This is a genomic window from Pseudomonas sp. R3-52-08 (genome assembly GCF_003851745.1).
Lineage (GTDB): Bacteria > Pseudomonadota > Gammaproteobacteria > Pseudomonadales > Pseudomonadaceae > Aquipseudomonas.
Genome location: NZ_CP027730.1, coordinates 584,408 through 610,919 on the forward strand (window position 1 = coordinate 584,408; position 26,512 = coordinate 610,919).

23 protein-coding genes are annotated in these 26,512 nt (G+C 62.0%); 15 read left to right on the forward strand and 8 right to left on the reverse strand.

From position 1 onward, the window contains the following. Positions 1-62: 62 nt before the first annotated feature. On the reverse strand, positions 63-983 hold the full coding sequence (locus tag C4J91_RS02480; protein ID WP_124361002.1) for a LysR family transcriptional regulator: 921 nt from the start codon (positions 981-983) through the stop codon (positions 63-65). 222 nt (positions 984-1,205) lie between these two features. Here C4J91_RS02480 and C4J91_RS02485 point away from each other — a divergent pair, with 222 nt between their 5' ends. The 5 genes from C4J91_RS02485 (at position 1,206) to C4J91_RS02505 (ending at position 7,979) form a co-directional block, all read left to right on the forward strand. After that, the gene (locus tag C4J91_RS02485) at positions 1,206-1,814 is read left to right on the forward strand and encodes a YqiA/YcfP family alpha/beta fold hydrolase (protein WP_124361003.1); all 609 of its coding nucleotides are present in this window, start codon (positions 1,206-1,208) and stop codon (positions 1,812-1,814) included. Between the two features lie 46 nt (positions 1,815-1,860). After that, a complete protein-coding gene (gene parE, locus C4J91_RS02490; RefSeq protein ID WP_124361004.1) occupies positions 1,861-3,765 on the forward strand; it encodes a DNA topoisomerase IV subunit B in 1,905 nt (634 codons plus the stop codon). Continuing rightward, positions 3,765-4,760, forward strand: a complete 996-nt coding sequence (locus C4J91_RS02495; protein ID WP_124361005.1) for an esterase-like activity of phytase family protein — start codon at positions 3,765-3,767, stop codon at positions 4,758-4,760. The genes parE and C4J91_RS02495 overlap by 1 nt, the downstream gene beginning before the upstream one ends. A gap of 70 nt (positions 4,761-4,830) precedes the next feature. Then, positions 4,831-7,095, forward strand: coding sequence for a DNA topoisomerase IV subunit A (gene parC / locus C4J91_RS02500; protein WP_124361006.1), 2,265 nt, complete (start codon positions 4,831-4,833; stop codon positions 7,093-7,095). Between the two features lie 173 nt (positions 7,096-7,268). Continuing rightward, positions 7,269-7,979 (forward strand): membrane integrity-associated transporter subunit PqiC, encoded by a 711-nt coding sequence (locus C4J91_RS02505; protein WP_124361007.1) that lies wholly within the window; start codon positions 7,269-7,271, stop codon positions 7,977-7,979. A gap of 186 nt (positions 7,980-8,165) precedes the next feature. Here C4J91_RS02505 and C4J91_RS02510 read toward each other — a convergent pair whose 3' ends face one another. Further along, positions 8,166-9,692, reverse strand: a complete 1,527-nt coding sequence (locus C4J91_RS02510) for an AhpA/YtjB family protein (protein ID WP_124361008.1) — start codon at positions 9,690-9,692, stop codon at positions 8,166-8,168. 133 nt (positions 9,693-9,825) lie between these two features. Between C4J91_RS02510 and serB the strand changes: the two genes are divergently transcribed. After that, the gene (gene serB / locus C4J91_RS02515; RefSeq protein WP_124361009.1) at positions 9,826-11,040 is read left to right on the forward strand and encodes a phosphoserine phosphatase SerB; all 1,215 of its coding nucleotides are present in this window, start codon (positions 9,826-9,828) and stop codon (positions 11,038-11,040) included. A 116-nt stretch (positions 11,041-11,156) separates the two neighbouring features. On the opposite strand, the gene asd is transcribed toward serB, so the two are convergent. From asd to C4J91_RS02530, 3 genes are read right to left on the reverse strand one after another with little or no spacing between them, the layout of a single operon-like run. Next, positions 11,157-12,017, reverse strand: coding sequence for an archaetidylserine decarboxylase (asd, locus tag C4J91_RS02520; protein WP_124361010.1), 861 nt, complete (start codon positions 12,015-12,017; stop codon positions 11,157-11,159). A 16-nt stretch (positions 12,018-12,033) separates the two neighbouring features. Beyond that, a complete protein-coding gene (locus C4J91_RS02525; RefSeq protein ID WP_124361011.1) occupies positions 12,034-12,849 on the reverse strand; it encodes a rhodanese-like domain-containing protein in 816 nt (271 codons plus the stop codon). A 57-nt stretch (positions 12,850-12,906) separates the two neighbouring features. Next, the gene (locus C4J91_RS02530) at positions 12,907-14,442 is read right to left on the reverse strand and encodes an HDOD domain-containing protein (RefSeq protein ID WP_124361012.1); all 1,536 of its coding nucleotides are present in this window, start codon (positions 14,440-14,442) and stop codon (positions 12,907-12,909) included. 167 nt (positions 14,443-14,609) lie between these two features. On the opposite strand from C4J91_RS02530, the gene motA reads away from it, so the two are divergent. Both motA and motB read left to right on the forward strand, forming a co-directional pair. Beyond that, positions 14,610-15,461 (forward strand): flagellar motor stator protein MotA, encoded by an 852-nt coding sequence (motA, locus tag C4J91_RS02535; protein ID WP_124361013.1) that lies wholly within the window; start codon positions 14,610-14,612, stop codon positions 15,459-15,461. Between the two features lie 3 nt (positions 15,462-15,464). After that, a complete protein-coding gene (gene motB, locus C4J91_RS02540; RefSeq protein ID WP_124361014.1) occupies positions 15,465-16,484 on the forward strand; it encodes a flagellar motor protein MotB in 1,020 nt (339 codons plus the stop codon). A 60-nt stretch (positions 16,485-16,544) separates the two neighbouring features. On the opposite strand, the gene C4J91_RS02545 is transcribed toward motB, so the two are convergent. Further along, positions 16,545-16,940: a type II toxin-antitoxin system PemK/MazF family toxin gene (locus tag C4J91_RS02545; RefSeq protein WP_124361015.1), complete on the reverse strand. Its 396-nt coding sequence runs from the start codon at positions 16,938-16,940 to the stop codon at positions 16,545-16,547. A gap of 285 nt (positions 16,941-17,225) precedes the next feature. Beyond that, positions 17,226-18,257 (reverse strand): small ribosomal subunit biogenesis GTPase RsgA, encoded by a 1,032-nt coding sequence (gene rsgA / locus C4J91_RS02550; RefSeq protein WP_005784215.1) that lies wholly within the window; start codon positions 18,255-18,257, stop codon positions 17,226-17,228. 108 nt (positions 18,258-18,365) lie between these two features. Here rsgA and orn point away from each other — a divergent pair, with 108 nt between their 5' ends. Beyond that, entirely contained in the window at positions 18,366-18,908 is a 543-nt protein-coding gene (orn, locus tag C4J91_RS02555; RefSeq protein WP_010213620.1) for an oligoribonuclease, read from the forward strand. Between the two features lie 178 nt (positions 18,909-19,086). After that, the gene (locus C4J91_RS02560) at positions 19,087-19,704 is read left to right on the forward strand and encodes a trimeric intracellular cation channel family protein (protein WP_177412764.1); all 618 of its coding nucleotides are present in this window, start codon (positions 19,087-19,089) and stop codon (positions 19,702-19,704) included. Here the strand turns inward: C4J91_RS02560 and queG are convergent. Then, positions 19,701-20,765, reverse strand: coding sequence for a tRNA epoxyqueuosine(34) reductase QueG (gene queG, locus C4J91_RS02565; protein ID WP_124361017.1), 1,065 nt, complete (start codon positions 20,763-20,765; stop codon positions 19,701-19,703). The two genes, C4J91_RS02560 and queG, sit on opposite strands and share 4 nt — an antisense overlap. A 63-nt stretch (positions 20,766-20,828) precedes the next feature. On the opposite strand from queG, the gene C4J91_RS02570 reads away from it, so the two are divergent. The 5 genes from C4J91_RS02570 to miaA are packed head-to-tail and all read left to right on the forward strand — an operon-like array spanning position 20,829 to position 26,468. Next, a complete protein-coding gene (locus tag C4J91_RS02570; RefSeq protein ID WP_124361018.1) occupies positions 20,829-21,689 on the forward strand; it encodes an NAD(P)H-hydrate dehydratase in 861 nt (286 codons plus the stop codon). Then, positions 21,677-22,147, forward strand: coding sequence for a tRNA (adenosine(37)-N6)-threonylcarbamoyltransferase complex ATPase subunit type 1 TsaE (gene tsaE, locus C4J91_RS02575; RefSeq protein WP_124361019.1), 471 nt, complete (start codon positions 21,677-21,679; stop codon positions 22,145-22,147). Before C4J91_RS02570 ends, tsaE begins: the two co-directional genes overlap by 13 nt. Positions 22,148-22,162: 15 nt before the next feature. Beyond that, positions 22,163-23,584 (forward strand): N-acetylmuramoyl-L-alanine amidase, encoded by a 1,422-nt coding sequence (locus C4J91_RS02580; RefSeq protein ID WP_124361020.1) that lies wholly within the window; start codon positions 22,163-22,165, stop codon positions 23,582-23,584. Further along, entirely contained in the window at positions 23,584-25,497 is a 1,914-nt protein-coding gene (gene mutL / locus C4J91_RS02585) for a DNA mismatch repair endonuclease MutL (RefSeq protein ID WP_124361021.1), read from the forward strand. Before C4J91_RS02580 ends, mutL begins: the two co-directional genes overlap by 1 nt. After that, positions 25,497-26,468: a tRNA (adenosine(37)-N6)-dimethylallyltransferase MiaA gene (gene miaA, locus C4J91_RS02590; RefSeq protein WP_124361022.1), complete on the forward strand. Its 972-nt coding sequence runs from the start codon at positions 25,497-25,499 to the stop codon at positions 26,466-26,468. The genes mutL and miaA overlap by 1 nt, the downstream gene beginning before the upstream one ends. Positions 26,469-26,512 lie beyond the last annotated feature (44 nt).

Genomic DNA, 26,512 nt, shown 5'->3' on the forward strand with positions numbered 1-26,512 from the left:
TGTTTTGGCACGGCCCAGGCCAGTCGCGGCTGGTAGCGGTGGTGAAGCGGAAAAACGGGCGGTCATGAGGGGGGCGGCAGCGTTTCAAACGCTGCCAACGCTTCCCATATCTTCATCACCATCTCGCTCTGGTTATCGCGTAACCGATGCAGCGAGACGTCGAAGCTGACGCAAAACTCAGCGCCGCCTGCAATCAGCAGTTCGCCCGACACCAGCGCATCGTTGACGACCATCTGCGGTAACCACGCAAGGCCCTTGCCACGCTTGGCCATTTCCAGAATCGCATCATAGGAATCGGCCTGGTAAACCATCCGCAACGCCAGGCGCTGTGGCAGTCGCTCCAGGTGCTGCGCCAGCACGCCGCGCAGCGCAAGGGAAGGTGAAAAGGCCAGCCAGGGAATGGAGAGGGCGTTACTGCCTGCGGCTATCTGCTGGCGCGGTTGGCCCTGAGCGTCCGGCGCACTGACCGGTAGCAATTGCTCCTTTGCCAGCACTCGAGAGTCAAAACGCTGCGGGTCGATCAATGACTGGGTCAGCGGGCTGGAAAAGCTCAGCAGCAGATCGACTTCGCCAGCCGACAGCCGGCTGATGGCCTCTTGCGCACCGCTGGTGAGCAGTGACACCGCAAAACTGCCCAATTGCGGGTACAGCGACTCGTACCAGTCGGGGAAGAAGTCACAGGCCAGGGTTCGCCCGGTGGCGATACGCACGGGTTCATCGCGGCTCAGGGGGCCACCTTTGAATTGCGCTCTGACGGCGGTCAGCAGTTCCAGCGATTGGGTTGCAGCATCCAGAAACAGTACGCCGCAAGGGGTCAATGACACCGGTTGTGTACGTTCGATCAATGGCGTGCCGACCCATTCTTCCAGCGCCCGGATACGGCGCCCGAACGCGGGGTGCGTGACGCACCGATTTTCCGCAGCGCGCGACAGGCTGCGGGTGCGGGTCAGTTCAATAAAGTCCTCAAGCCATTCCAGTTGCATGCTGTTTTCCCGCTCGGCAACCTATTTAACGCGCCGCCAGTACCGGCGAATTCCACAAGCAATGAAGAAAGGGTGCGCTGATCAAAAAATGAGCATTTTGCAGCCGATCAGGTGCTTAAGGGTCGTGGAACGGATAGTAACGCCAGCGGCGATGGGCTGCACCCACGACCCCGCTGTTACCTGTAAACTGCGCCTCTTTGGCGCAAGCATGGAGAGCCCGGCATGTCCGCATCAATCTTGTATATCCACGGTTTCAACAGCGCACCGGCGTCCAACAAGGCCAGCCAGTTGATGACCGTGATGGACAGCCTGGGCCTGGCCGACCAGTTGCGTGTACCGGCCCTGCATCACCACCCGCGTCAGGCGATTCCTCAATTGGAGGAAGCCATCGCGCAACTGGGTCGGCCACTGCTGGTGGGAAGCTCACTCGGCGGCTACTATGCAACCCATCTTGCCGAGCGCCATGGCCTCAAGGCGTTGCTGGTCAACCCGGCGGTCAGCCCCCATCGGATGTTTGACGGTTACCTGGGCACCCAGAAGAACCTCTACACCGATGAAACCTGGGAACTGACCCACGACCACGTCACAGCATTGGCCGAGCTGGAAGTGCCGGCTCCTCAAGACGCCGCGCGTTATCAGGTGTGGTTGCAGACCGGGGATGAAACCCTGGATTATCGCCTGGCCCAGCAGTATTACCGGGCCTGTGCCTTGCGCATTCAGGCCGGTGGCGACCATGGTTACCAAGGGTTCGCCCAGCAATTGCCGGCACTGTTGAGCTTTGCCGGCATTGGCGCAGATCAGTATCAATCCTTCGATTTTTCGTCACTGTAAAAATCGCGGGTCACTTTTTTAATCGAACGACTCACGACGAGACCCCATGGCCACTCCCAGCGCTAGCTCTTATAACGCCGACGCCATCGAAGTCCTCTCGGGCCTCGACCCGGTGCGCAAACGCCCCGGCATGTACACCGACACCAGTCGGCCGAACCACCTCGCCCAGGAAGTCATCGACAACAGCGTTGACGAAGCCCTGGCCGGCCACGCCAAGTCGGTGCAGGTCATTCTCCACGCCGATCACTCCCTGGAAGTGTCCGATGACGGTCGCGGCATGCCAGTGGACATCCACCCCGAAGAGGGCGTGTCGGGCGTCGAGCTGATCCTTACCAAGCTGCACGCCGGCGGCAAGTTCTCCAACAAGAACTACCAGTTCTCCGGCGGCCTGCACGGCGTGGGTATTTCGGTGGTCAACGCGCTGTCCACGCAGGTCAGGGTCAAGGTCAAGCGCGATGGCAACGAATACCAGATGACCTTCGCCGATGGCTACAAAGCCACCGACCTGGAAGTGATCGGTACCGTTGGCAAGCGCAATACCGGCACCAGCGTGTACTTCGCGCCGGACCCGAAATACTTCGATTCGCCGAAATTCTCCATCAGCCGCCTCAAGCACGTGCTCAAGGCCAAGGCCGTGCTGTGCCCGGGCCTGCTGGTGAGCTTTGAAGACAAAGGCACGGGCGAGAAGGTCGAGTGGCACTACGAAGACGGCCTGCGCTCCTACCTGGAAGACTCCGTCAGCGACTTCGAACGGCTGCCCAACGCGCCGTTCTGCGGCAGCCTGGCCGGTAACAAGGAAGCCGTCGACTGGGCGCTATTGTGGTTGCCCGAAGGCGGCGACAGCGTGCAGGAAAGCTACGTCAACCTGATCCCCACCGCCCAGGGCGGCACCCACGTCAATGGCTTGCGCCAGGGCCTGCTGGATGCCATGCGCGAATTCTGTGAATACCGCAGCCTGCTTCCGCGCGGCGTGAAGCTGGCGCCGGAAGACGTGTGGGAGCGCATCGCCTTCGTGCTGTCGATGAAAATGCAGGAGCCGCAATTCTCCGGCCAGACCAAGGAACGCCTGTCGTCCCGCGAGGCGGCGGCGTTTGTCTCCGGGGTGGTCAAGGATGCCTTCAGCCTGTGGCTCAACGAGCACCCGGAGCTGGGCCTGGCCCTGGCGGAACTGGCGATCAACAACGCCGGCCGTCGCCTCAAGGCCAGCAAGAAGGTCGAGCGCAAGCGCATCACCCAGGGCCCGGCATTGCCCGGCAAGCTGGCCGATTGCGCCGGGCAGGACCCGATGCGTTCCGAGCTGTTCCTGGTGGAAGGTGATTCCGCCGGTGGTTCCGCCAAGCAAGCGCGGGACAAGGAGTTCCAGGCGATCCTGCCGTTGCGCGGCAAGATCCTCAACACCTGGGAAGTCGACGGCAGCGAAGTCCTGGCCAGCCAGGAAGTGCACAACATTGCCGTGGCCATCGGCGTCGACCCGGGCGCGGCGGACATCAGCCAGTTGCGCTACGGCAAGATCTGCATCCTCGCCGACGCCGACTCCGACGGCCTGCACATCGCAACCCTGCTGTGTGCGTTGTTCGTGCAGCACTTCCGCCCGTTGGTGGATGCCGGTCACGTCTACGTCGCCATGCCACCGCTGTACCGGATCGACCTGGGCAAGGAGATTTTCTACGCTCTGGACGAAGCCGAGCGCGATGGCATTCTCGACCGCCTGGTGGCCGAGAAGAAACGCGGCAAGCCACAGGTCACGCGATTCAAGGGCCTGGGTGAAATGAACCCGCCGCAACTGCGCGAAACCACTATGGACCCGAACACCCGGCGCCTGGTGCAGTTGACCCTGGAAGACTTCGCCGGCACGTCGGAAATGATGGACATGCTGCTGGCGAAAAAGCGCGCACCGGATCGCAAAGCCTGGCTCGAATCCAAAGGCAACCTGGCCGAGGTTCTGGGCTGATGCGCACAGGCGTCGCCCTGGCGATCCTGATGGTGTGCGGGTTGGCGACCTCCGATGGGGTTGCCGCGCCCGTGGCTGAGCTCAAGCTGGTGTCGGAACATCCGGTAGACGGCATGCGCGGCGGAAACCTGTCGGGCCTGGCGCTATGTGGCGAGCAATTGTGGACCGTCTCGGACCGTGATGATGAGCAGATTTATCGCCTGGACACCCGCGCGCCGACCTGGACCGCCGAAGTGGTGGCGATCGACGTACCCCCCGTGCCCGAATCCGGCCTGCCGTGGGGTTTGCGCTCGCGCACCAAGGCGGCTTCGTTCGTTCGCGGTGGCGACCTGGATTTCGAAGGCATCAGCTGTGATGCCGCAGGCAACCGCTACATCGTCAGCGAAGCCCACGCGGCGGTGTTGCAGGTGCCGGTAGCAGGCGCACCCGAGTGGCTGAAAATTGCCCCAGGCATGGTGCGCGAGGCTCGGGCCAGTGGCATGTTGCTGCACTTCAATGCGTTGTTCGAGGGCCTGACGGTGAACCCGCAGGGCGATCGGATCTGGCTGGCGGCCGAGCGTGAGCGCCGCGGCCTGGTCTCGATCAAGCGCGGGCAGAGCGTGTGGGATTGCGACGGTGCTTGCGTGTTGTTGAGCGAGGCCGGCCTGGAAGTGCAACCGGCGCAGTTCCCCAACGCCAAGGCGGTGTCGAAGGACTTTGCCGACCTGGCGCTGTTCAACGGCAAGCTGTTTACCCTGGAGCGTAATGCGTTCCAGATTTGCCGGCGCGATACGGTGACGGCCAAGGTTGAGCTGTGCTGGTCGTTTGCCGACGAAACCCTGAGGCCCGAGCGGCGTTACCCCCAGCCTTACGGCCTGGCCGAAGCCCTGGTGGTGGACGCCGACGGTGCCTGGATTGGCATCGACAATAATTTCGGCGCGCGTGCCGATGGTGAAAAGCGCCCGGTGGTCTATCGTTTCGCCGCCCCGGCCGGTGGCTGGAGTGCCCAGCCATGAGCCGTCACGAATTTGAATTGAATCAGCGCAGCGGCAATTCCGTTGCGCCTTACCCCATGATGAGGCCCGCATGAGTGACATCCTCGCAGACAGCTTAGATGGCGTAGAACGCCGATCGCTGGCTGACTTCACCGAAAATGCCTACCTCAACTACTCCATGTACGTGATCATGGACCGTGCCCTGCCGCATATCGGCGACGGCCTGAAGCCGGTACAACGGCGCATTATCTACGCCATGAGTGAGTTGGGCCTGGACGCCGACTCCAAGCACAAGAAGTCGGCGCGTACCGTCGGTGACGTGCTCGGTAAGTTCCACCCCCACGGCGATTCGGCGTGCTATGAAGCCATGGTGCTGATGGCCCAGCCGTTCAGCTACCGCTACACCCTGGTCGATGGCCAGGGTAACTGGGGTGCGCCGGATGATCCCAAGTCCTTCGCCGCCATGCGTTATACCGAGGCGCGCCTGTCGCGCTACTCGGAAGTACTGCTCAGCGAGCTGGGCCAGGGCACCGCGAACTGGGGGCCGAACTTTGACGGCACCCTCGACGAACCCCTGGTATTGCCGGCACGTTTGCCGAACATCCTGCTCAATGGCACCACCGGCATCGCGGTCGGCATGGCCACCGACGTGCCGCCGCACAACCTGCGCGAAGTCGCCACGGCCTGCGTGCGCCTGTTGGATGAGCCAAAAGCCACGGTCGAGCAGCTGTGTGAGCATATCCAGGGTCCGGACTACCCGACCGAGGCGGAAATCATCACGCCGCGCGCCGACCTGCTGAAGATGTACGAAACCGGCAAGGGCTCGGTGCGCATGCGCGCGGTGTACCACGTCGAAGACGGCGACATTATTGTGACCGCGTTGCCGCATCAGGTATCCGGCGCCAAGGTGCTGGAGCAGATTGCCGCGTTGATGCAGGCAAAACCGTCGAAATTGCCGCAAGTCGCCGACCTGCGGGATGAGTCCGACCACGAAAACCCTTGCCGCATCGTGATCATCCCGACCAATAGCCGGGTTGATCATGAAGTGCTGATGCAGCATTTGTTTGCCAGCACCGACCTTGAGTCCAGCTACCGGGTCAACGTCAACATCATCGGCCTGGACGGCAAGCCACAGCTCAAGAACCTGCGCAATTTGCTGGTGGAATGGCTGGAGTTCCGCGTGCAGACCGTGCGCCGCCGCCTGCAATTCCGCCTGGACAAGGTCGAGCGCCGCTTGCACCTGTTGGACGGCTTGCTGATTGCCTACCTCAACCTGGATGAAGTGATCCATATCATCCGTACCGCCGAGCACCCGAAGGCCGAGCTGATCGCGCGCTTCGAGCTGAGCGAAATCCAGGCTGACTACATCCTCGACACCCGCTTGCGCCAGTTGGCACGCCTGGAAGAAATGAAGCTGCGCGACGAGCAGGACGCGCTGCTCAAGGAGCAAGCCAAGCTGCAGGCGCTGTTGGGCAGCGAAGCCAAGCTCAAGAAGCTGGTGCGCAGTGAACTGATCAAAGACGCCGAAACCTACGGCGATGAGCGCCGCTCGCCGATTGTCGAGCGCGCAGAAGCGAAAGCTCTGACAGAAACCGAGCTGTTGCCTAACGAGAAAATTACCGTCGTTCTGTCGGAAAAGGGTTGGGTTCGTTCCGCCAAAGGGCATGATATTGATGCCACCGGCCTGTCGTACAAGGCCGGTGATGGCTTCAAGACTGCGGCGGCTGGGCGTTCCAACCAATTTGCGGTGTTTATCGACTCGACCGGGCGCAGTTATTCGGTGCCGGCCCACACCCTGCCCTCAGCACGCGGGCAGGGCGAGCCGCTGACCGGGCGCCTCACGCCGCCGCCGGGGGCGAATTTCGAGTGCGTGCTGTTGCCGGACGATGATTCGCTGTACGTCATCGCGTCCGACGCCGGCTATGGTTTCGTGGTCAAGGGTGAAGACCTGCAGGCCAAGAACAAGGCGGGCAAGGCGTTGTTGAGCCTGCCGAACAACGCCAAGGTGATCCTGCCGCGACCGGTGGAGGATCGCGAGCATAACTGGCTGGCCTCGGTGACCACCGAAGGGCGTTTGCTAGTGTTCAAGATCAGCGACCTGCCGCAGTTGGGCAAGGGCAAGGGCAACAAGATCATCGGTATCCCTGGAGAGCGGGTGGCCAGTCGCGAAGAGTACGTGACCGACATCGCCGTCATCCCGGAAGGCTCAACCCTGGTGCTCCAGGCCGGCAAGCGCACGTTGTCCTTGCGCCCTGACGACCTTGAACATTACAAGGGCGAGCGCGGTCGACGCGGTAACAAACTGCCTCGCGGCTTCCAGAGAGTCGATGCTTTGTTGGTAGAAACGCCTGCTTAAGGCGTACTAGAGGCCTCGATCTACGATTTAACGCGTAGATCGACGCTTTGGCGCTGGAGTCATGGCGCATATTCACGGATGATATGGCCTTTCCAGCGCCGGCGTGGCCGAGCGTATTTAGGTTATTTTTAGTATTACATTGTGGTTCGCCGTGCGGCAGCCACCTGGATGGGATGATGACTGCTCCACGCCTTCCTCTATTTTTGATGCTCGCTGGCCTGTTAGGGCTGGCGGGTTGCAGCACGCACCAGCCGGTGTCGCTGTACCAGCTGGACAGCGGAAGTCCGGCTCAGCCAGCACAAACCGCCGGCATGGCCGTTCTGCTGGGGCCGGTAATCGTTGCCGATTACCTGCAACGCGAAACCCTGCTGCAACGTCAGAACGACGGCAGCCTGCAAGGTTCCACCGATGGTCGCTGGGCGGGCAGCCTGTCCTCCGATATCAATCAATTGATGTTGCGTCAGGTGGCCGGTCAGCTGGACAGCCAGCGTGTGGTGCTGGCGCCGGGGCCATCCGGGTTTACCCCGGATGTGCAGGTGCTGCTGACGATCACGCGGCTTGACTCCGGTACCTCGCAACCGGCGATCCTGGATGCACAGTGGCGCCTGATCGACCGTCGCGGCCAGGTGCGGGACAACCGTATCGTGCACCTGCAGGAAGAACATAGCGGCACCACGGCGTCCCAGGTCCAGGCCCAGGGCGTATTGTTGCAGCACTTGGCGCAACAGTTGTCGGTAGCGCTCAAGCCGCTGGCCAACCAGCCGCCAATTGCCGAGGCCCCGCGCAAGCAGGCACCGACACAGGCCAAGCCGGCCACACCGGAAAAGCCCAAGATGCCGATGGCGACACCGATTCGTACGGATTTGGAAGTGTTCAGGTTTTGATCTGAATGGCAGACAAACAAAAGGCCCGCTGAGTAAGCGGGCCTTTTTGTATCTGAAATAGAAGCCATGGCGCAGTCAAATGTGGGAGGGGGCGTGCCCCCGATGGCGGTGGTTCAGTGAGTGATGTGCTGACTGATACTCCGCTATCGGGGGCAAGCCCCCTCCCACAGGGAGCAATTGCGTGCCTTATGTCTTTGTGCGCGTCTCATGCATCCGCGCCAGCTGCCGTTCCAGCATCGACGGGTAGGGTTCCATCAAGCGCTCAACACAGCTGGCGCCCTCAGGGCTGGCAATCGGGCGGATGCGTGCGCGTTGGCGGATCAACGTGTCTTCACTGATCTTGCGCTCCACCAGCAGCAGGTTGCGGCTGTGTTGCGACAAGGCCAAGGCATCCTGGGCGATCTCGGTCAGCAGCAGGTCGATCTGGCTGATGCCGAACAGGTCATCACCCACTGTCAAACCCAGCTGCAGTTGCAACGTGATGCCGCTATCTGCCACTTCAATCTGTAAAGCATGACCCAGGGCGCGCAGCAACTCGCCGCAGCAGATGGCGTTGGTCAGGTAGTCCTCGCCGCTGTCTTCGCTGTGGAACAGCATCAGCGTGCTGCCGTCGTTCAGGGTGTGCAGTTCGCTCTGGTAGAGCGAGGCGGCCTGGTCGAGACAGTCGCGGTAGCGTTCCAGCAGTTCCGTCAAGCGAGCGCGGGGCAGGCGGCGCAGTTGGTCCTGGGCACCCAGTTGCACGGCGAGTACGGCGCTGTACTGAGGTTCGGTGCTTTTGGCGGGAAGCGGCTTCGGCGCTGCGACGGGCGCGGCTTCTGCGGTATCGCGCAGGTCGGCGAACGGGTCTTCGTCGTCAAGCTCGTCTTCTTCGGCCTTGATTACATGCCGCGGCGCAGGCTTCAAGCCCGCCACCGGAGCGCTTTCGTCGAAGCCTGGGTCGCGCAGGTCGCGTACTTCAAACTCAGGCTCGTCGGTGTAGTCGGCGTCGTCGTACTCGGGTTCGACTTCAGGCACGGTCGGCTCCGGGGCGAAGCTGGCATGCAGCTGGCGCGCAAGGTCGCCGATTTCGTCCTGGCGGTCGGTGGCCGGGGTGTGTTCGTCGATATCGCGCAGCCAGATGCGCAGTTGCATCAACGGCGTGGAAATATGCCGTCCCAGGCGCAGGCTCAACGCCAGGGCCAGGGCCAGCAGGATCGCGCTCAAGATGCCCATGCTCTGCAGGCTGATGGTCATCGGCTGCTGGAATTGCTGCATGTCCAGGCTGATGCGCAATTGGCCGGCTTTTACATCCTGAAACGTGATATTGCTCTGATACAGGCCCTCGGCTTCGCCCAGCAGGCCGTTTTTCGGGCGCTGCCCGGCTTCGGCCATGATCCGGTTGTCCACGCTATAAATGGCGGCGTGGGCCACCAGCGGGTTCTTGGTCAGGTTGTTGAGCAATACATTGAGGCTGAGGATGTCGTTGGACACCAACAACTCAGTCGCCGAGGTGGCGGTCTGGGTGGTCAGGCTCTCGCCGAGGGCGTCGGCCTGCTCGTGCATGGCCTGCTTGAACTGCAAACCCATTACGCAGGCGTAGATCACCAGGGCCAGGGCGACCAGGATCACGTTATGGCTGGCGATGCGTAATGCGATCGGTACACGGCGGTGGCGCAGTGCCCGGAAGATCAGCAGGAAGAAGTTATCGGTTTTTACTGGCGTGGGCCGGTTCACTTGCGCTCGGCTCTTGGTCCGTGAAGTTGACGCGCAGTATAGCGACAGGCCCATGACCGGCAAAGCGCTGGCTGTGCCCGATGGTCACTGAAAGTGGGTAGAATGCGGTTTTTTTCCAGCCTGGGGGTGCGCTTTGCGCGAAATCGTCCTGATCAACATCACAGGTCTTGACCGACCGGGTCTCACCGCTGCCATTACCGGCGTTCTGGCCCAGGGTGGTGTGAACATTCTCGACATCGGCCAGGCGGTGATCCACGACACGCTGTCGTTCGGCATCCTGGTGGAAATCCCCAGCAACGAGCAGGCTTCGTCGGTACTCAAGGACATCCTGTTTACGGCCTACAAGCTGGATCAGCAGGTGCGCTTCACGCCGGTGTCTGAAGCCGATTACCAGCATTGGGTCGAAGGCCAGGGCAAAAAACGCCATATCGTGACGTTGCTCACCCGCAAGGTCACGGCCGAACAGTTGCAGCGCGTCAGTTCGATCACCGCGCACTACGGCTTGAACATCGACCATATCGACCGTCTGTCGGGTCGCATGCCCTTGGACACGCCCGCAGACAAAGGCAAGGGCTGCATCGAGTTCTCCGTTCGGGGTGAGCCGGCCGATGCGCAAGCGCTGCGCGCTGAATTCCTGAGCGTGGCCCAGGAGCTGAATGTCGACATCGCCTTCCAGGAAGATTCGCTGTTCCGGCGCAACCGTCGCTTGGCGGTGTTCGACATGGACTCCACGCTGATCGAAGCCGAAGTCATCGACGAACTGGCCAAGGCCGCCGGTGTGGGCGAGCAAGTCTCGGCCATTACCGAGCGCGCGATGGCCGGCGAGCTGGATTTTCGCGCCAGCTTCAAGGAGCGCCTGGCGCTGCTCAAAGGCCTGGATGTGAGCGTGCTCGATTCAATCGGCGCGTCCCTGCGTCTGACCGAAGGCGCCGAAACCCTGTTCGCCGAACTCAAGCGCCTGGGCTACAAGACGGCCATCCTGTCTGGTGGCTTCACCTACTTTGCCAAGCAGCTGCAAGCCAAGCTGGGCATTGACTATGTATTCGCCAACGAGCTGGAAGTAGTGGATGGCAAAGTGACCGGCGTGGCGGTGGAGCCGATTGTCGATGCACAACGCAAGGCGGACCTGCTCAAGGAGCTGGCGCACAAGGAAGGTTTGCGTTTGGAGCAGACCATTGCGGTCGGCGACGGCGCGAACGACTTGCCGATGCTGGCGATTGCGGGATTGGGTGTGGCGTTTCGCGCCAAGCCATTGGTCAAGCAATCGGCCAAGCAGGCAATTTCGACCTTGGGGTTGGATGGGGTGCTGTATCTGCTGGGCTTGCGCGATCGCGACGGTCAGCTCTAACTCGACAGATCATTCCCACGCTCCGCGTGGGAATGCCTTCTGTGACGCTCTGCGTCAGGCTTTGGGGGCGCAGAGTGCCCTGCGCTGCATTCCCACGCAGAGCGTGGGAACGATCATCAGGCTTTAGGTGAGCCGATACCCAGGCCCATCTGCACCGGCGTGCCCGCCGCCAGTTCCTGCGCCCACTGCACCTGGCCCGGCCCGAACAGCACGATCGCGGTAGAACCCAGCTTGAAGCGACCCAACTCCGCACCTTTCTCCAGGTGAATCGGTGCGCGAGCAGCTTCGTCATAGCGGAAGGTTTTCAGCTCGCGCTTCGGTGGTGTTACCAGCCCGGCCCACACCGTCTCGATCGAGGCTACGATCATCGCGCCCACCAATACCACGGCCATCGGGCCGCGTTCGGTGTCGAACAGGCAGACAACCCGCTCGTTACGCGCAAACAGTTCCGGTACGTTTTCGGCGGTGGTCTGGTTCACCGAGAAAATCCGCCCCGGTACGTACACCATTTCACGCAAGGTACCGGCCAGCGGCATATGTACGCGGTGATAGTCCTTGGGCGACAGGTAGATGGTGGCGAAGTCACCGCCCATGAACGGCGCAGCCAGCGCGGCGTCGCCACCGAGCAATTCCAGCACGCTGAAACTGTGGCCCTTGGCCTGGAACACGCGGCCATGCTCGATCGGGCCGAGCTGGCTGACCGCGCCATCGGCCGGGCTCAGTACGGCGCCTGGGGCTTGGTCCAGTGGGCGGGCACCGTCTTTCAGCGCGCGGGTGAAGAACGCGTTGAAGTGCTCGTAGGCGGTCACGTCTTCAACCAGCGCCTGGGACATATCCACCTGGTAACGCTTGGCGAACCAGCGGGTGAAGGCGTTCTTGAACCAGCGCACGCGGCACTCGGCAATGCAGCCGGCCAAGCGCGACAGCAGGTGGTGCGGCAGCAAGTACTGACTGAGGATAAACAACTGCTTTTTCATTAAGTGTCCTTAAGCTTCAAATCTCGACGGGGGTGTCGGGGTGGTTGCCCCATTCGCCCCAGGAACCGGCATAACCTTTGACTCGCGGATAACCGAGCGCCTTGGCCACCAGGTAGGTGAAGCCAGAGCGGTGGTGGGTCTGGCAGTGGGTGATGATTTCTTTATCGCGGGTCAGCCCGAGGTCTTCGAGGATTTGCGGCATGTCGCGGCGGATGCGCAGGCTACGCGCCTTGTCCATGCCAGCGGTCCATTCGAAGTTCACCGCGCCGGGAATGTGCCCGGCTTTGGCCGCGAGCACTTTTTCGCCGGAATACTCCAGCGGGCCGCGTGCGTCCCAGATACCCAGGTCGGCTGCGCCCAGCCGGCTTTGCAGGTATTCGCGGGTGGCGGTGGGGCCGTCGTGCAGCGTAAGGCTGACCGGGCCACCGGCGGGCGCGGGCACCTCGGTGGAAACCGGGTGTTTTTCCTCCAGCCACGCCAGAAGGCCGCCGTCGAGGTAGTGATACTTCTGGTGGCCGATGACGTCGAGCATCCAGATAAAGCGCCCGGCCCAGCCGCCGCCTTCGTCGTCATAGACCACATAGGTGGCGTCGGGGGTGTGGCCCAGCTCGCCGAACAGTTTTTCCAGGTCGACCTTGTGCGGCAGCAGGCCTGGCGCGGGTGGTTGGCCCAATTGGGTGCGCTTGGGGTCAACGAAATGCGCGCCGGGGATATGCCCTTCGGCGTAGCGGGCGGCACTGGTGAGGTCCACCAGAATCAGGTGGTCGGCATCCAGGCGACCTTGCAGGTCGCTGGATTCGATCACCAGCGGCAAGCCAGAGAAGTCAGGCATGTGAGGTCTCCTGGGCACAAATGTTGGCGATAAAGGAGGGCGATTGTAGCGCAAGCATCAGGCGCTGCGGTTGGTAAAGCTGTGCAGGGCTTTTTCAATGCATTGCGCGGTTTTACCGAAGGCCTGCACGGTGGTTTCCGAGAACGGCCCGCCACCCTGGTCCGCCACCATCAGCATCACCACGCGGCCATTGCAGCTCAGCGAGCGCAACAGCAGGTGCTCGCCGGTAAACAGGCGGCGCAGGATCGGTGGCAGCAGAGCGGAGAATTGCGCATGGTTGTCAGGGCCGAGACGCACCTGGGCGGACTTTTCCAGCAGGCGTTGCAGCAATGTACTGTTGACCACATCCAGGCTCAGGTTGGCAGCGTCCCTGGGCAAGCCATCGGCCTGATGCGCACGCAAGGTGCTCAAGGCGCGATCCGCCATGAACAGCAACACGCGCTGCATGCCGCTGGCGACCAGGGCTTCCTTGGCGCAAGTGGTCAGGTGCATCGCGTTGGCAAAGCGGCTCGGCTCGACCAACAGCTCGGTGCAGCGGCTGCGCCACAGTGCCAGTGCTTCGGCCGTGGGCGGCGGCGCGGGCAACAGGCCACGATGGACTTTTTGCACATGCCACGGCCAGATCAACGACAGGGCCGGGTGCCAGAGGTCAGGCATCAAGGTGCTGCGCGCGCTGGTCACCGCTTGCTGGTGCACCTGCTGCTGCACATCGCCCAGTGGCTCCTGCAGGTACAGCGCAGTGAGGTATTGCCAGCGCTCGGTGTGCGGGCAGGTCCAGGACTCCTGCGCCGACATCGCCAGGCCGTTGGCCAGCAGTACGGTGTTGGCCGGCTGGTTCAGCCAGCGGCGCAGATTGGGGTCGGCGTCGAGTAGTTGTTGGTGGCGCAGAGGGTCGTCTTCGCGCGCGATGCGCAGTGCCTTGACCAGCAGGCGACGCTCGCCCAGCAGCAGGTGATAGCCCTGGGACACCCAGATCGGCAAGTGCCAGGCTGCCGTCAAAGCAAGGCACAGGTCCAGCAGGCGCACGCCGAATAATTGCTGCTCGACCTGGCGCGCCGACTCGCCTTTGTGGATCACCCGCAGTTCCCATTCCTCCAGGAGCTTGGGGTAGGCGACGGCCATCGGCCACAACGGTGACAGAAACAACAGGCTGCCCCAATGAATGTCTTGCCACAGACGCGCCAGGCGGTTGCCGAACAAGCCGTTGGCCTGCTGCGAGGCATGCTGGCTGATCAACAGCAGCTGGCGCAGCGCTACGGGAATTTCAAGGGCCGGCACCGAAGGCAGGCGTGCCAGCAGTTCCTCGGCGCGCTTGAGACCGAGGCGGTTGAGCGCCACTTCGAGGTTTTCCGCCGGTTCCGCCAGGCTGCCGTGAGTGTGGCTGTTGGCCTCGCGCATCACGCTGAGCACCAGGGCCGGGCTGTCTTGCATCAGTTCGGCAATGTCTCTTAACGAGCTGCGGCTGTCGCGGATGGCTTTGCACACGCGCTCGTGGCTGGCCTGGGGAACTGGCAGCAGCACGTCGTCCAGGCACTTGATCCAGGCGGCGAGTGTGGCGGGTTTTGCAGTTGGGACTGTCGTTTCATTAGCCATGATTGGGGCGCGATCGTCACTTGTGTTCAACACGCCCGGAACGGGCTGAATTGGCTTTTCGCCTTAACGGGCTATAGTCTGGCGCAGTTTTGCCGATAAGTAGAACAAGAGTTTTCCAGCTGCACCCACTATGTCCATGAACCCGACGGCGCAAGTACAGATCCCCTATGGCTAAAATTATCGGCATCATTGTCGTCATCGCAAGTGTGCTCGGTGGGTACGTCCTGTCCCACGGTAAAATTGCCGCGCTGATTCAGCCTTTCGAAGTGTTGATCATTGGCGGCGCCGCCTTTGGCGCCTTCCTGCAGGCCAACCCCGGCTACATGACCATGCATGTGATCAAGAAGTCGCTGGGCATGTTCAGCTCGCGCTTCTCGCATACGTTCTATCTGGAAGTGCTGGGGCTGGTCTACGAGATCCTCAACAAGAGCCGCCGCGAAGGCATGATGGCCATTGAAGGGGATATCGAAGACGCCGCCGCCAGCCCGATCTTCGCCAAGTACCCCGCCGTGCTCAAGGACGAGCGCATGACCGCGTATATCTGCGATTACCTGCGCATCATGTCCTCCGGCAACATGGCTCCCCATGAGCTTGAAGGCCTTTTCGACATGGAGCTGTTCAGCCTCAAGGAAGAGCTGGAGCATCCTTCCCACGCGGTGACCGGCATTGCCGACGGCATGCCCGGTTTCGGTATTGTCGCGGCGGTGCTGGGTATCGTGGTGACCATGGCTTCCCTGGGCGAGGGCGACCAGGCGGCCATCGGCATGCACGTCGGCGCGGCGTTGGTCGGGACCTTCTTCGGTATTCTCGCGGCCTACGGCTTCTTCGGCCCGCTCGCCACGTCGCTGGCCCACGATGCCAAGGAAGAGATTAACCTCTACGAAGCGATCAAGGCGTGCCTCGTGGCTTCGGCATCCGGCATGCCGCCGTCGCTGGCGGTAGAGTTCGGACGCAAAGTGCTGTACCCGAAACATCGCCCAAGTTTCGCCGAGCTGGAACAAGCGGTTCGCGGTCGCTAAGCCATGGAAAACAACCAGCCGATCATCATCAAGCGCGTCAAGCGCTTCGCCGCGGGGCACCATGGCGGCGCCTGGAAAATCGCCTTTGCCGACTTCGCGACGGCAATGATGGCGTTCTTCCTGGTGCTGTGGCTGATGTCCACCGCTACCCCTGAACAGAAGATCGCCATCGCGGGTTACTTCAAGGACCCGATTGGTTTTTCGGAAAGTGGTACGCCCTTCGTGATCGACCTGGGTGGCTCGCCGCAGTTGGCGCCGGAGCGCACCATCAACCCGGAAGTGCAGACCGAATCGCCCCAGGAAAAAATCCCGATCGAGCGCGATAAGGTCGAAACCATGGCCGAACAGGTCGAGAAAGAACGCCTCGAGCTGCTGTTGCAGGAGCTGCAGACCAAGGTTGAGGAAAACCCGCAACTGCTGAAGTTCAAGGATCAGATTTCCTTCGAGATCACCCCGGAAGGCTTGCGCATCCAGATCACCGATGCCGCCAACCGGCCGATGTTCGATTCCGGCAGCGCACGCTTGAAGCCGTACTTCGAAGACATCCTGCTGGCCATGGCCGACACCATCAAGGCGGTGCCGAACAAGATCAGTATCAGCGGCCACACCGATGCCAAGCCCTACGCGGGGCAGGGCGACTTCGGCAACTGGGAACTCTCGGCCAACCGCGCCAACGCCGCCCGCCGTGCGCTGGTGGCTGGCAGCTACCCGGACCCGCAAGTGGCGCGGGTGGTGGGCTTTGCGTCATCGCAGCTGTTTGACCCCAAGGAACCGTTCAACCCGATCAACCGTCGGATCGACATCGTCGTGCTGACCAAAAAGGCCCAGCGTGCGATCGAGGGCGATCAACCGCCACCGCCACAGCCGGCTCAGGGTGAAGGCGCCCCCGGTGAAGTACCGGCGGACCCGAATGCGCTCCCACCAGGGCAGGAGCCGCTGCCGGCCCATGAACTGCGCCAGAAGCTGAACCTGTTTGATGATGGCGGCGTGAAGGACCCGACGGCGCCTGCGCCGGGGTCGTAAGCGGTCTCTATAAGCCAGAAATGAAAACGCCCCGATCAGCCGGGGCGTTTTCATTTGCGGTCAGAGTGGCAGGTACGCTTTGACGCCACCGATTACGCCTCGCATATCATCCTCGCACAGGCGCGGTACGAAGTACTCTCGCCCCTTGGAGCGGGTCTTTCTGTGCAGTTTGTCGAGGCGTTCGAAGCTGACGGTGTAAATCATGTCGCACTTTACCCATAGCTCTTTGTAACCGTCGGATTGAAGTGGGTTGGTGCGTAGCAGATGGTGCCAGTCGTGCCGGATATCTGGTGCAGTAGAGGAAATCGGCACCACGGTGCACAGTTTGCGAGTGTGTGTAGAGGTTGGGGATATCACTACGACCTTACGGATCTTCAGCATCTCCGGAGCCACAAAGCCCCGCGTGAAGTCGCACAGCAGTACATCGCCCTGTTTGGGGTGATAGTAGAGAGCCAAATGTTAATTCCCCACAAAAAGCAAAGCCGCCCGAAGGCGGCTTCATTCGACACGCAGCGGAGCTTGCTTCGCCCCTTCTGCGCCGCTGGATCAACTCCGAAAAGGATCCAGACTCCTGCCAGCTTTCGCTGGTGACGGAGCAATTATGGGCATCAGAAAATCCGAATACAAGCCAGCTTGTGTTGTAAGCCACCGAGTTGGCCTGAATTCTTGATGCCTGCACCTATTAAATCAATGGATTATGAGGATTATCGTCCTGATTTATGTGTATCAAGAAATTGACCGTCAGTAACTGCTCTCAGGCAAACTCGCAATAATCGACCGATAGCTGTTCATCCGTTGCTGCTGCACGCGGCCATCTTCAAGGGCCTTGAGCAATGCACAGCCCGGCTCGCGGTCGTGTTTGCAGTCGCGGAAGCGGCAGGTGCCGATCAGGTCGTTGAACTCGATGAAGCCCGCTTCCACGTCGCTGCGGCTGACATGACCGAGGCCGAATTCACGAATGCCTGGGGAATCGATCAGCTCGCCGCCTCCGGGGAAGTGGAACAGCCGTGCGGTGGTGGTGGTGTGGGTGCCCTGGCCGGACAGCTCCGACAGCGGGCCGACACGGGTGTCGACTTCCGGCAGCAGGCTGTTGACCAGCGATGACTTGCCCACGCCGGACTGGCCGACAAACACGCTGATGCGCCCGTCCAACTGCTGTTGCAGCTGTTCCATGCCGTTGCCATGGTGTGCCGAGACTTCCAGTACCGGATAACCCAGGGTGCGGTAGACCGCCAGTAATGCGTTAAGCGCCGGTGCGTTCTGCTCGTCGATCAAGTCGAATTTGTTCAGCAGCAGCAGCGGGCGGATACCGGCATGCTCGGCAGCGACCAGATAGCGGTCGATCAGGTTGGCGTGGGGCTCGGGCAGCGGCGCGAAAACAATTACGATCATGTCGACGTTGGCCGCCACTGGCTTGAGCTGGCCGCGGCTGTCGGGGCGGCGCAGTTCGGTGCTGCGGGGCAACTGGGCGACGATCACGCCGATGCCCTGGTTGCCGGCGCGCCAGACCACCTTGTCGCCGGTCACCAGCGCAGGCAGGTTGGCGCGCAAATGGCAGCGGGATACCGAGCCGGCGAGCTCGCCTTCCAGCGCCTCGACTTCGACCTGCACGCCGAAGTGCGCGATCACCAGGCCCGTTTGTTCGGGACCCAGGTCGCCGCCCTCAAGCGCTTCCACGGCGGAGGACTCTCGTTTGGCGGCGCGCGCTGCGCGTTCACCTTGAATCTTTTCGATGCGCCAGTTTTGGCGACGATTGAGCTGGCGTTTGGCCATTGGTGTTCCGTGTCGATAATGCAAAAGTTGGGTGAAACGGTCGCGAGTCTAGCACGGCGCCGCCTGCTAAACTGCCCGGCTACGCCAAGGTGCCAAGAGAATCAAGCCATGCAAAACCCACAGAACCTGATTTGGATCGATCTGGAAATGACCGGTCTGAACCCCGACACCGACGTCATCATCGAGATGGCGACGATCGTCACCGACAGCAACCTCAACACCTTGGCCGAAGGTCCGGTGATCGCCATCCATCACAGCGACGCGGTGCTCGCCACCATGGACGAATGGAATACCCGCACCCACGGCAACTCCGGCCTGACCCAGCGAGTACGCGACAGCCGCATCAGCATGGCCGAAGCCGAAGCCGAAACCATCGCGTTCCTGGAAAAATGGGTGCCCAAGGGCAAATCGCCGATCTGCGGTAACAGTATCTGCCAGGACCGTCGCTTCCTTTATACGCATATGAAGGCGCTGGAGAGCTACTTCCATTATCGCAACCTGGACGTGTCCACCTTGAAAGAGCTGGCTGCACGCTGGGCGCCGGAGGTCAAAGACAGCTTCCACAAAGGCAGCACGCACTTGGCGCTGGATGATATTCGCGAGTCGATCGCCGAGTTGCAGCATTACCGCAAGCATTTCATCAAGGCTTGAAGACCTTCCGCCTTGGATCGTTCCCACGCTCCGCGTGGGAATGCAGCCCAGGACGCTCTGCGTCCCAATGTGGGAGGGGGCTTGCCCCCGATAGCCGGCGACTCGGTTTATCGCCAAGCGCCCCCTTTTGGTGCCATCAGCAAATGATTAGACTGCCGGCCTCTCTGCAAGGATCGCCATCATGCTGCTGATGCTCTACCTCATCGCCATCACCGCCGAAGCCATGACGGGTGCCTTGTCCGCCGGCCGGCGCGGCATGGACTGGTTTGGCGTGGTGCTGATCGCGTGCGTGACGGCGCTGGGTGGCGGTTCTGTGCGCGATATGTTGCTGGGGCATTACCCGCTGACCTGGGTCAAGCACCCTGAATACCTGGTACTGACCTCCGTCGCCGCGCTGGTGACTATCTTTATCGCACCGCTGATGCGCCATCTGCGCTCGCTGTTCCTGGCGCTGGATGCCGTGGGGTTGGTGGCGTTCACCTTGATCGGCTGCATGACCGCCCTGGAGATGGGGCATGGCATGCTGGTCGCCTCGGTCAGTGGCGTGATCACCGGCGTATTCGGCGGCATCCTGCGGGATATTTTCTGTAATGACATCCCACTGATCTTCCGCCGTGAGCTGTACGCCAGCGTGTCGTTCCTTGCCGCCTGGTTTTACTTGCTGTGCCTGTATCTGGAATTGCCCAGCGAACAGGCGATCCTGTTGACCTTGTTCAGCGGCTTTCTACTGCGCCTGCTGGCGATACGGTTTCATTGGGAAATGCCTAAGTTCGTCTATAACGACGACGTCCACTAGCGGGCGGCGTGCTGGTTCAACGCCCATTGCACATGCTCACGCACCAGTTCCGACGGGTAGTCGCGCCGCGCCTTCAAGGCTTCCAGCACCGGAATGCTCGAGGGGGCATTGCCCAGGCCCACCGCCAGGTTGCGCAGCCAGCGCTCGTATCCGGCACGGCGCAAGGGTGAGCCTTCGGTGCTGCTGAGGAATTTATCCTCGTCCCACATAAACAGTTCGGCCAGGGTCGCGTTATCCAGATTGTGCCGTGGCTTGAAATCGCTTTCGCCAGTGGGTCGGGCGAAACGATTCCACGGGCAAACGATCTGACAGTCATCGCAACCGAATACCCGGTTGCCGATCAGTGGGCGCAGGTCCTCGGGAATGGCGCTCTTGAGCTCGATGGTCAGGTAGGAAATGCAGCGCCGGGCATCCAGCACGTAAGGGCCGACGAACGCGTTGGTGGGGCAGATGTCCAGGCAAGCCGTACAGCGGCCACAGTGTTCGGTGGCATGGGGTGGGTCGACCGGTAACGGCAAATCGACAAACAGTTCGCTCAGGAAGAAATAGCTGCCGGCCTTGCGGTTGAGTACCAGGGTGTTCTTGCCGATCCAGCCGAGGCCGGCCTGTTCGGCGATGGCTTTTTCCAGTACGGGTGCGCTGTCGACAAAGGCCCGAAAGCCGAACGGCCCGATTTGCGCCTGAATACGGTCAGCCAGTTGCTGCACGCGCTTGCGGATCAGCTTGTGATAGTCGCGGCCCAGGGCGTAACGCGAGACATAGGCTTTTTCCGGCTCGGCCAGTAGCTGTGCCATTTGCGTGTCGCCGGGCAGGTAATCCATGCGCAGTGACACCACGCGCAAGGTACCGGGCACCAGCTCTTCGGGGTGGGAGCGTTTGCTGCCATGGGCGCCCATGTAGTCCATCTCGCCGTGGTAGCCCGCGTCGAGCCAGCGTTGCAGGTGCTGTTCATGCTCAGCCAGGTCGAGACCGCTGATGCCGACTTGTTGGAAACCCAGCTCGCGGCCCCAGTCTTTGATCGATTGGGCGAGGGCGGGCAGATCGGAGGTAATAGCGGGCATGAGACACGGGAAACCACAGGTTAGATGCGTATAATTCTGCCAGACATCGGAGCTTGAAGACGCATGCCTCAGACAAAACACGAAATAACCGACGTGCAGCCGCTGTTGCCCGGCCACTTGCCGCAACTGGCTGCGCGCTCCCCGGACGCTCATAAAGGGCAGTTTGGCCATCTATTGGTGATTGGCGGCGACCGAGGCTTTGGCGGCGCCGCGCTGCTCAGTGCCGAGAGCGCGTTGCGCAGTGGCGCCGGCATGGTGTCCCTGGCGACCCGCGTGGAACATGTTCCCGCCGCGTTGGCGCGCTTGCCGGAAGTGATGACCGTGGGCGTGAGTTCGGCCAATCAACTGATGGGCTTGCTGGAAAAAATCTCGGTCATTGTGATCGGCCCCGGTCTCGGGGATGCGTCCTGGGGTAAAAGCCTGCTGTCCGTCGCCGCCAACGCGCACCTGCCGCAAGTCTGGGATGCCGATGCCTTGAATCAGCTCGCGACCGGCAGCGTCAGCCTGCCTGCCAACTGCGTGATCACTCCGCATCCAGGCGAAGCCGCGCGGCTGTTGGGCATTTCGACAGCCGAGGTTCAGGCCGACCGCCTTAAGGTGGCGCGCGCGTTGAGCCGTAAATTCGACTCAGTGGCTATCCTCAAGGGTGCTGGCAGTTTGATTGCAAGCCCGGACGGGCGCGTTTCACGTTGTGACCAAGGCCATCCCGCCATGGCGACGGCGGGGCTCGGTGACGTATTGGCCGGCCTCGTGGGCGCATTGCTCGCCCAAGGCATGCCGGCGTATGAGGCAGCTTGCCTGGCCGTGTGGTTGCACGCCACGGCAGGGGATCGCCAGGGCACCTTCGGTCGCGGGCTGGCAGCGAGCGACCTGATACCTGCCATTCGTCAATTGCTGGAGGAGCAGTCGCCGTGCCTGAAGTAAATCTTTTCCTGGCCGATGAAGACGCGATGGTCGCGTTCGGTCACGCTATTGCACGGGTGACGGGCGGGGCGGGGCTCGTCTTTCTCGAAGGTGACCTGGGGGCGGGCAAGACTACGCTGTCTCGGGGCATCATTCGCGGGTTGGGCCATACCGGTGCGGTAAAAAGCCCGACGTTCACCCTGGTCGAACCCTACGAGATCGGTGACGTGCGTGCGTTCCACTTCGACCTCTATCGCCTGGTCGACCCTGAAGAGCTGGAGTTCATGGGCATTCGTGATTACTTCGACGAAGACGCGCTGTGCCTGATCGAGTGGCCAGATAAAGGCACAGGCTTTTTGCCAAAGCCTGACATGACCATTACCATTACGCCGCACGAGCACGGACGTCAGCTGAAGTTGTTGCCCCAGAGCCCGCGCGGTGAAGCGTGGCGTGATGCTCTGGCATTGGAATTCAAATAATTGGTGGGGTTAGGTATGCGCTTTCGCGCGTTGGTTGCTGTCGTGGGGGTGTTGCTTGCGGCAATGACTGTCAATGCTGTGGCTGCTTCACAGGTCAAGAGTGTCCGCCTGTGGCGAGCGCCGGATAACACGCGACTGGTGTTCGACCTGTCGGGCCCGGTCCAGCACAGCGTCTTTACCCTCACGGCGCCTGACCGCCTGGTGATCGACATCAACGGTGCGACCCTGGCCGCGCCGCTGAAGGTCTCCACCGCCAACACCCCGATTACGATGATGCGTTCGGCCCAGCGTACGCCGACCGATTTGCGCGTGGTCATCGACCTGAAAAAGGCGGTCACCCCCAAAAGCTTCTCCCTGGCGCCCAACGCCCAATATGGCAACCGCCTGGTGGTCGACCTGTTCGACAACCCCGCCGATGCCGCACCGCCGCCTGCGCCGACGCCCAGCGTGGCGACGGTGCCGGCGGTGCCGGTCAATCCATCGCAGCCGCAGGTCAAGCTGCCACCGCCGCCGCCCGCTCCGGCAGGCAAGCGCGACATTATCGTGGTGATCGATGCCGGCCACGGTGGCGAAGACCCGGGCGCGTCCGGCTCGCGCGGCCAGCATGAAAAAGACGTGGTGCTGGCCATCGCCCGCGAACTGCAACGCCAGGTCAACGGCATGAAAGGCTATCGCGCCGAACTGACCCGTACCGGCGACTATTTCATCCCGTTGCGTGGGCGTACCGAAATCGCCCGCAAGAAGGGCGCGGACCTGTTCGTATCGATCCACGCCGACGCTGCCCCTTCCTCCGCTGCGTTCGGTGCGTCGGTGTTTGCCTTGTCCGATCGTGGCGCCACGTCCGAGACCGCCCGTTGGCTGGCCGACAGCGAAAACCGTTCCGACTTGATCGGCGGGGCCGGCAACGTCTCCCTCGATGACAAAGACAAAATGCTCGCCGGCGTATTGCTCGACCTGTCGATGACCGCCTCGCTGACCTCCAGCCTGAACGTCGGCCAGAAAGTCCTGAGTAACATCGGCCGGGTCACGTCGCTGCACAAACAGCGCGTGGAGCAGGCCGGGTTCATGGTGTTGAAGTCGCCGGACATCCCGTCGATCCTGGTCGAAACCGGCTTCATTTCCAACGCCAACGAGGCCTCGAAGCTGGCCAGTGCCAGCCACCAGCAAGCGTTGGCGCGCTCGATCAGCGCCGGCGTGCGCCAGTTCTTCCAACAGAACCCGCCACCGGGCACTTACATCGCCTGGTTGCGTGACTCCGGCAAAATTGCCCAGGGCCCGCGCGACCACCGCGTGCAGCCTGGCGACACCGTGGCCATGCTGGCCGTACGTTTCCAGGTCACGCCCGCCGCCTTGCGCAGCGCCAACAACCTGAAAACCGACGAGTTGAAAATTGGCCAGGTGTTGACCATTCCTGGCACCGAATTGGCGGCGCAGTAATGAGTGAATCTGTGTTGAATAGTGGCTCGCGCATCGAACTGCTCAGCCCGCGCCTGGCTAACCAGATCGCCGCAGGTGAGGTGGTTGAGCGCCCGGCGTCAGTGATCAAGGAACTGCTGGAAAACAGTATCGATTCCGGCGCCAAGCGCATTGACGTAGACGTGGAACAAGGCGGCGTCAAGCTGCTGCGGGTACGTGACGATGGCAGCGGGATCTCTTCAGATGACCTGCCGCTGGCCCTGGCCCGTCACGCCACCAGCAAGATTCGCGACCTGGAAGACCTTGAAAGGGTCATGAGCCTGGGCTTTCGCGGTGAGGCCCTGGCCTCCATCAGCTCCGTGGCCCGCCTGACCCTGACGTCCCGCACGCGCGGCGCCGAACAGGCCTGGCAAGTGGAAACCGAAGGCCGCGACATGGCGCCTCGGGTCCAGCCGGCGGCCCATCCGGTGGGCACCTCGGTGGAAGTGCGCGACCTGTTCTTCAACACCCCGGCGCGGCGCAAATTCCTCAAGGCCGAGAAAACCGAATTCGACCACCTGCAGGAAGTGATCAAGCGCCTGGCCCTGGCGCGCTTCGATGTGGCGTTCCATCTGCGCCACAACGGCAAGACCATTCTCAGCCTGCACGAAGCCAATGATGACGCCGCGCGCGCTCGGCGAGTGGCGGCCGTGTGCGGTGCCGGGTTCCTGGAGCAGGCGCTGCCGATTGAAATCGAACGCAATGGCTTGCGCCTATGGGGCTGGGTCGGTTTGCCGACCTTCTCCCGCAGCCAGGCCGATTTGCAGTATTTCTTCGTCAACGGCCGGGCGGTGCGCGACAAACTGGTGGCCCATGCGGTGCGCCAGGCGTACCGCGACGTACTGTTCAACGGTCGGCATCCGACGTTTGTGCTGTTTTTCGAGGTCGACCCCTCGGTGGTCGACGTCAATGTGCACCCGACCAAGCACGAAGTGCGCTTCCGTGACGGGCGCATGGTGCATGACTTCTTGTACGGCACCTTGCACCGTGCCTTGGGCGATGTGCGCCCGGATGACCAGTTGTCCGCGCCAATCGTAACGGCGGTGGTCCGCCCGAGCGGCCCTGAGGCCGGCGAGTTCGGCCCCCAGGGCGAAATGAGCCTCGCCGGTAACCTGTTGCAATCATCGCAGCCGCAGCCGAGTTACACCGCGCCCAACTCGGGCGCCGGCGCGGGTTATCAATATCAATACACCCCACGGCCGCAGTCGACCGTGCCGGTGGCTGAGGCCCAGGCGGCTTACCGTGAATTCTTCGCGCCGTTGCCGGGTGCCGAGCCGGGCATTGTTGCCTTGCCCGAGGGCGGCGGTGATATTCCGCCGCTGGGCTACGCGCTGGCGCAACTCAAGGGCATCTACATCCTTGCGGAAAATGCCCACGGCCTGGTGCTGGTAGACATGCACGCCGCCCACGAGCGGATCATGTACGAGCGCCTGAAGATCGCCATGGCCAGTGAAGGTCTCAGTGGCCAGCCGCTGCTGGTGCCGGAATCCCTGGCAGTCAGCCAGCGGGAAGCCGATTGTGCCGAGGAACACCATGGAGTGTTCCAGAAGCTGGGCTTCGAACTGCAACGCCTGGGCCCGGAGACCCTGGCGATCCGTCAGATTCCCGCGCTGCTCAAGCAGGCCGAGGCCAATCGCCTGGTGTCCGACGTACTGGCGGACCTGATGGAATACGGCACCAGCGACCGTATCCAGGCGCATATCAACGAACTGCTCGGCACCATGGCCTGCCACGGCGCCATCCGTGCTAACCGCCGACTGGCCCTGCCGGAAATGAACGGCCTGCTGCGCGACATGGAAAACACCGAGCGCAGTGGCCAATGCAACCATGGCCGACCGACCTGGACCCAGATGGGCCTGGATGATCTGGACAAACTGTTCCTGCGCGGTCGCTGATGAGTGCTTTGCCCCCCGCGATCTTCCTGATGGGCCCGACGGCCGCGGGCAAGACCGACCTGGCCATCGAACTGACCAAGGTCTTGCCGTGCGAGCTGATCAGCGTCGACTCTGCCCTGGTTTACCGGGACATGGACATCGGCACGGCGAAGCCTTCGAAAGAGCTGTTGGCCCGGCATCCGCATCGGTTGATCGACATTATCGACCCGTCCGAAAGCTATTCGGCCGCAGATTTCCGTACCGACGCCCTGGCCGCCATGGCTGAAATCACCGCGCGGGGCAACATCCCGCTGTTGGTCGGCGGCACGATGCTCTACTACAAGGCTTTGCAGGAGGGCCTGGCGGACATGCCCCCCGCTGACGCCCAGGTGCGCGCCGAGCTTGAAGATCAAGCCGCGCGCCTCGGCTGGCAGGCCCTGCACGACCAGCTGGCGGCGGTAGACCCGGTGTCTGCGGCGCGCATCCACCCCAACGACCCCCAGCGACTTACCCGTGCGCTGGAAGTCTGGCGCGTCAGCGGCCAGACCATGACTGAACACAGGCTGAAACAAACTGCGCAAAGTGCTGATGCAGACGCATCTGGTCAGTCACAATTGCCCTATACTGTGGCGAATCTGGCCATCGCTCCGGCAAATCGCCAGGTGCTGCATGAACGAATTGCACAAAGATTCACAATTATGTTGGAACAGGGGTTTGTGGAGGAGGTCGTAGCACTGCGTTCCCGAGGTGATTTGCATCCAGGATTGCCTTCGATACGCGCTGTAGGCTACCGCCAAGTCTGGGATCATCTGGATGGCAAGCTGACGTCAGCCGAAATGCAGGAGCGCGGCATCATCGCCACGCGCCAATTGGCGAAGCGCCAGTTCACCTGGCTGCGCAGCTGGAGCGATTTGCACTGGCTGGACAGCCTGGACAGCGACAATCTGTCACGCGCCTTGAAATACTTGGGAACGGTCTCCATATTGAGCTGAGTCCTTGCAATTGCCGTCTATCCTTGGGGGTGTGACGGCCATGA

Coding starts and splice junctions, on each gene's coding strand:
- asd (WP_124361010.1), bottom strand. CDS start 12,017: ATGAAAAAGCAGTTGTTTATCCTCAGTCAGTACTTGCTGCCGCACCAC.
- motA (WP_124361013.1), top strand. CDS start 14,610: ATGGCTAAAATTATCGGCATCATTGTCGTCATCGCAAGTGTGCTCGGT.
- C4J91_RS02530 (WP_124361012.1), bottom strand. CDS start 14,442: ATGGCTAATGAAACGACAGTCCCAACTGCAAAACCCGCCACACTCGCC.
- C4J91_RS02505 (WP_124361007.1), top strand. CDS start 7,269: ATGATGACTGCTCCACGCCTTCCTCTATTTTTGATGCTCGCTGGCCTG.
- C4J91_RS02495 (WP_124361005.1), top strand. CDS start 3,765: ATGCGCACAGGCGTCGCCCTGGCGATCCTGATGGTGTGCGGGTTGGCG.
- parC (WP_124361006.1), top strand. CDS start 4,831: ATGAGTGACATCCTCGCAGACAGCTTAGATGGCGTAGAACGCCGATCG.
- orn (WP_010213620.1), top strand. CDS start 18,366: ATGCAAAACCCACAGAACCTGATTTGGATCGATCTGGAAATGACCGGT.
- mutL (WP_124361021.1), top strand. CDS start 23,584: ATGAGTGAATCTGTGTTGAATAGTGGCTCGCGCATCGAACTGCTCAGC.
- C4J91_RS02525 (WP_124361011.1), bottom strand. CDS start 12,849: ATGCCTGACTTCTCTGGCTTGCCGCTGGTGATCGAATCCAGCGACCTG.
- queG (WP_124361017.1), bottom strand. CDS start 20,765: ATGCCCGCTATTACCTCCGATCTGCCCGCCCTCGCCCAATCGATCAAA.
- motB (WP_124361014.1), top strand. CDS start 15,465: ATGGAAAACAACCAGCCGATCATCATCAAGCGCGTCAAGCGCTTCGCC.
- C4J91_RS02570 (WP_124361018.1), top strand. CDS start 20,829: ATGCCTCAGACAAAACACGAAATAACCGACGTGCAGCCGCTGTTGCCC.
- C4J91_RS02485 (WP_124361003.1), top strand. CDS start 1,206: ATGTCCGCATCAATCTTGTATATCCACGGTTTCAACAGCGCACCGGCG.
- parE (WP_124361004.1), top strand. CDS start 1,861: ATGGCCACTCCCAGCGCTAGCTCTTATAACGCCGACGCCATCGAAGTC.
- rsgA (WP_005784215.1), bottom strand. CDS start 18,257: ATGGCCAAACGCCAGCTCAATCGTCGCCAAAACTGGCGCATCGAAAAG.
- miaA (WP_124361022.1), top strand. CDS start 25,497: ATGAGTGCTTTGCCCCCCGCGATCTTCCTGATGGGCCCGACGGCCGCG.
- C4J91_RS02580 (WP_124361020.1), top strand. CDS start 22,163: ATGCGCTTTCGCGCGTTGGTTGCTGTCGTGGGGGTGTTGCTTGCGGCA.
- C4J91_RS02480 (WP_124361002.1), bottom strand. CDS start 983: ATGCAACTGGAATGGCTTGAGGACTTTATTGAACTGACCCGCACCCGC.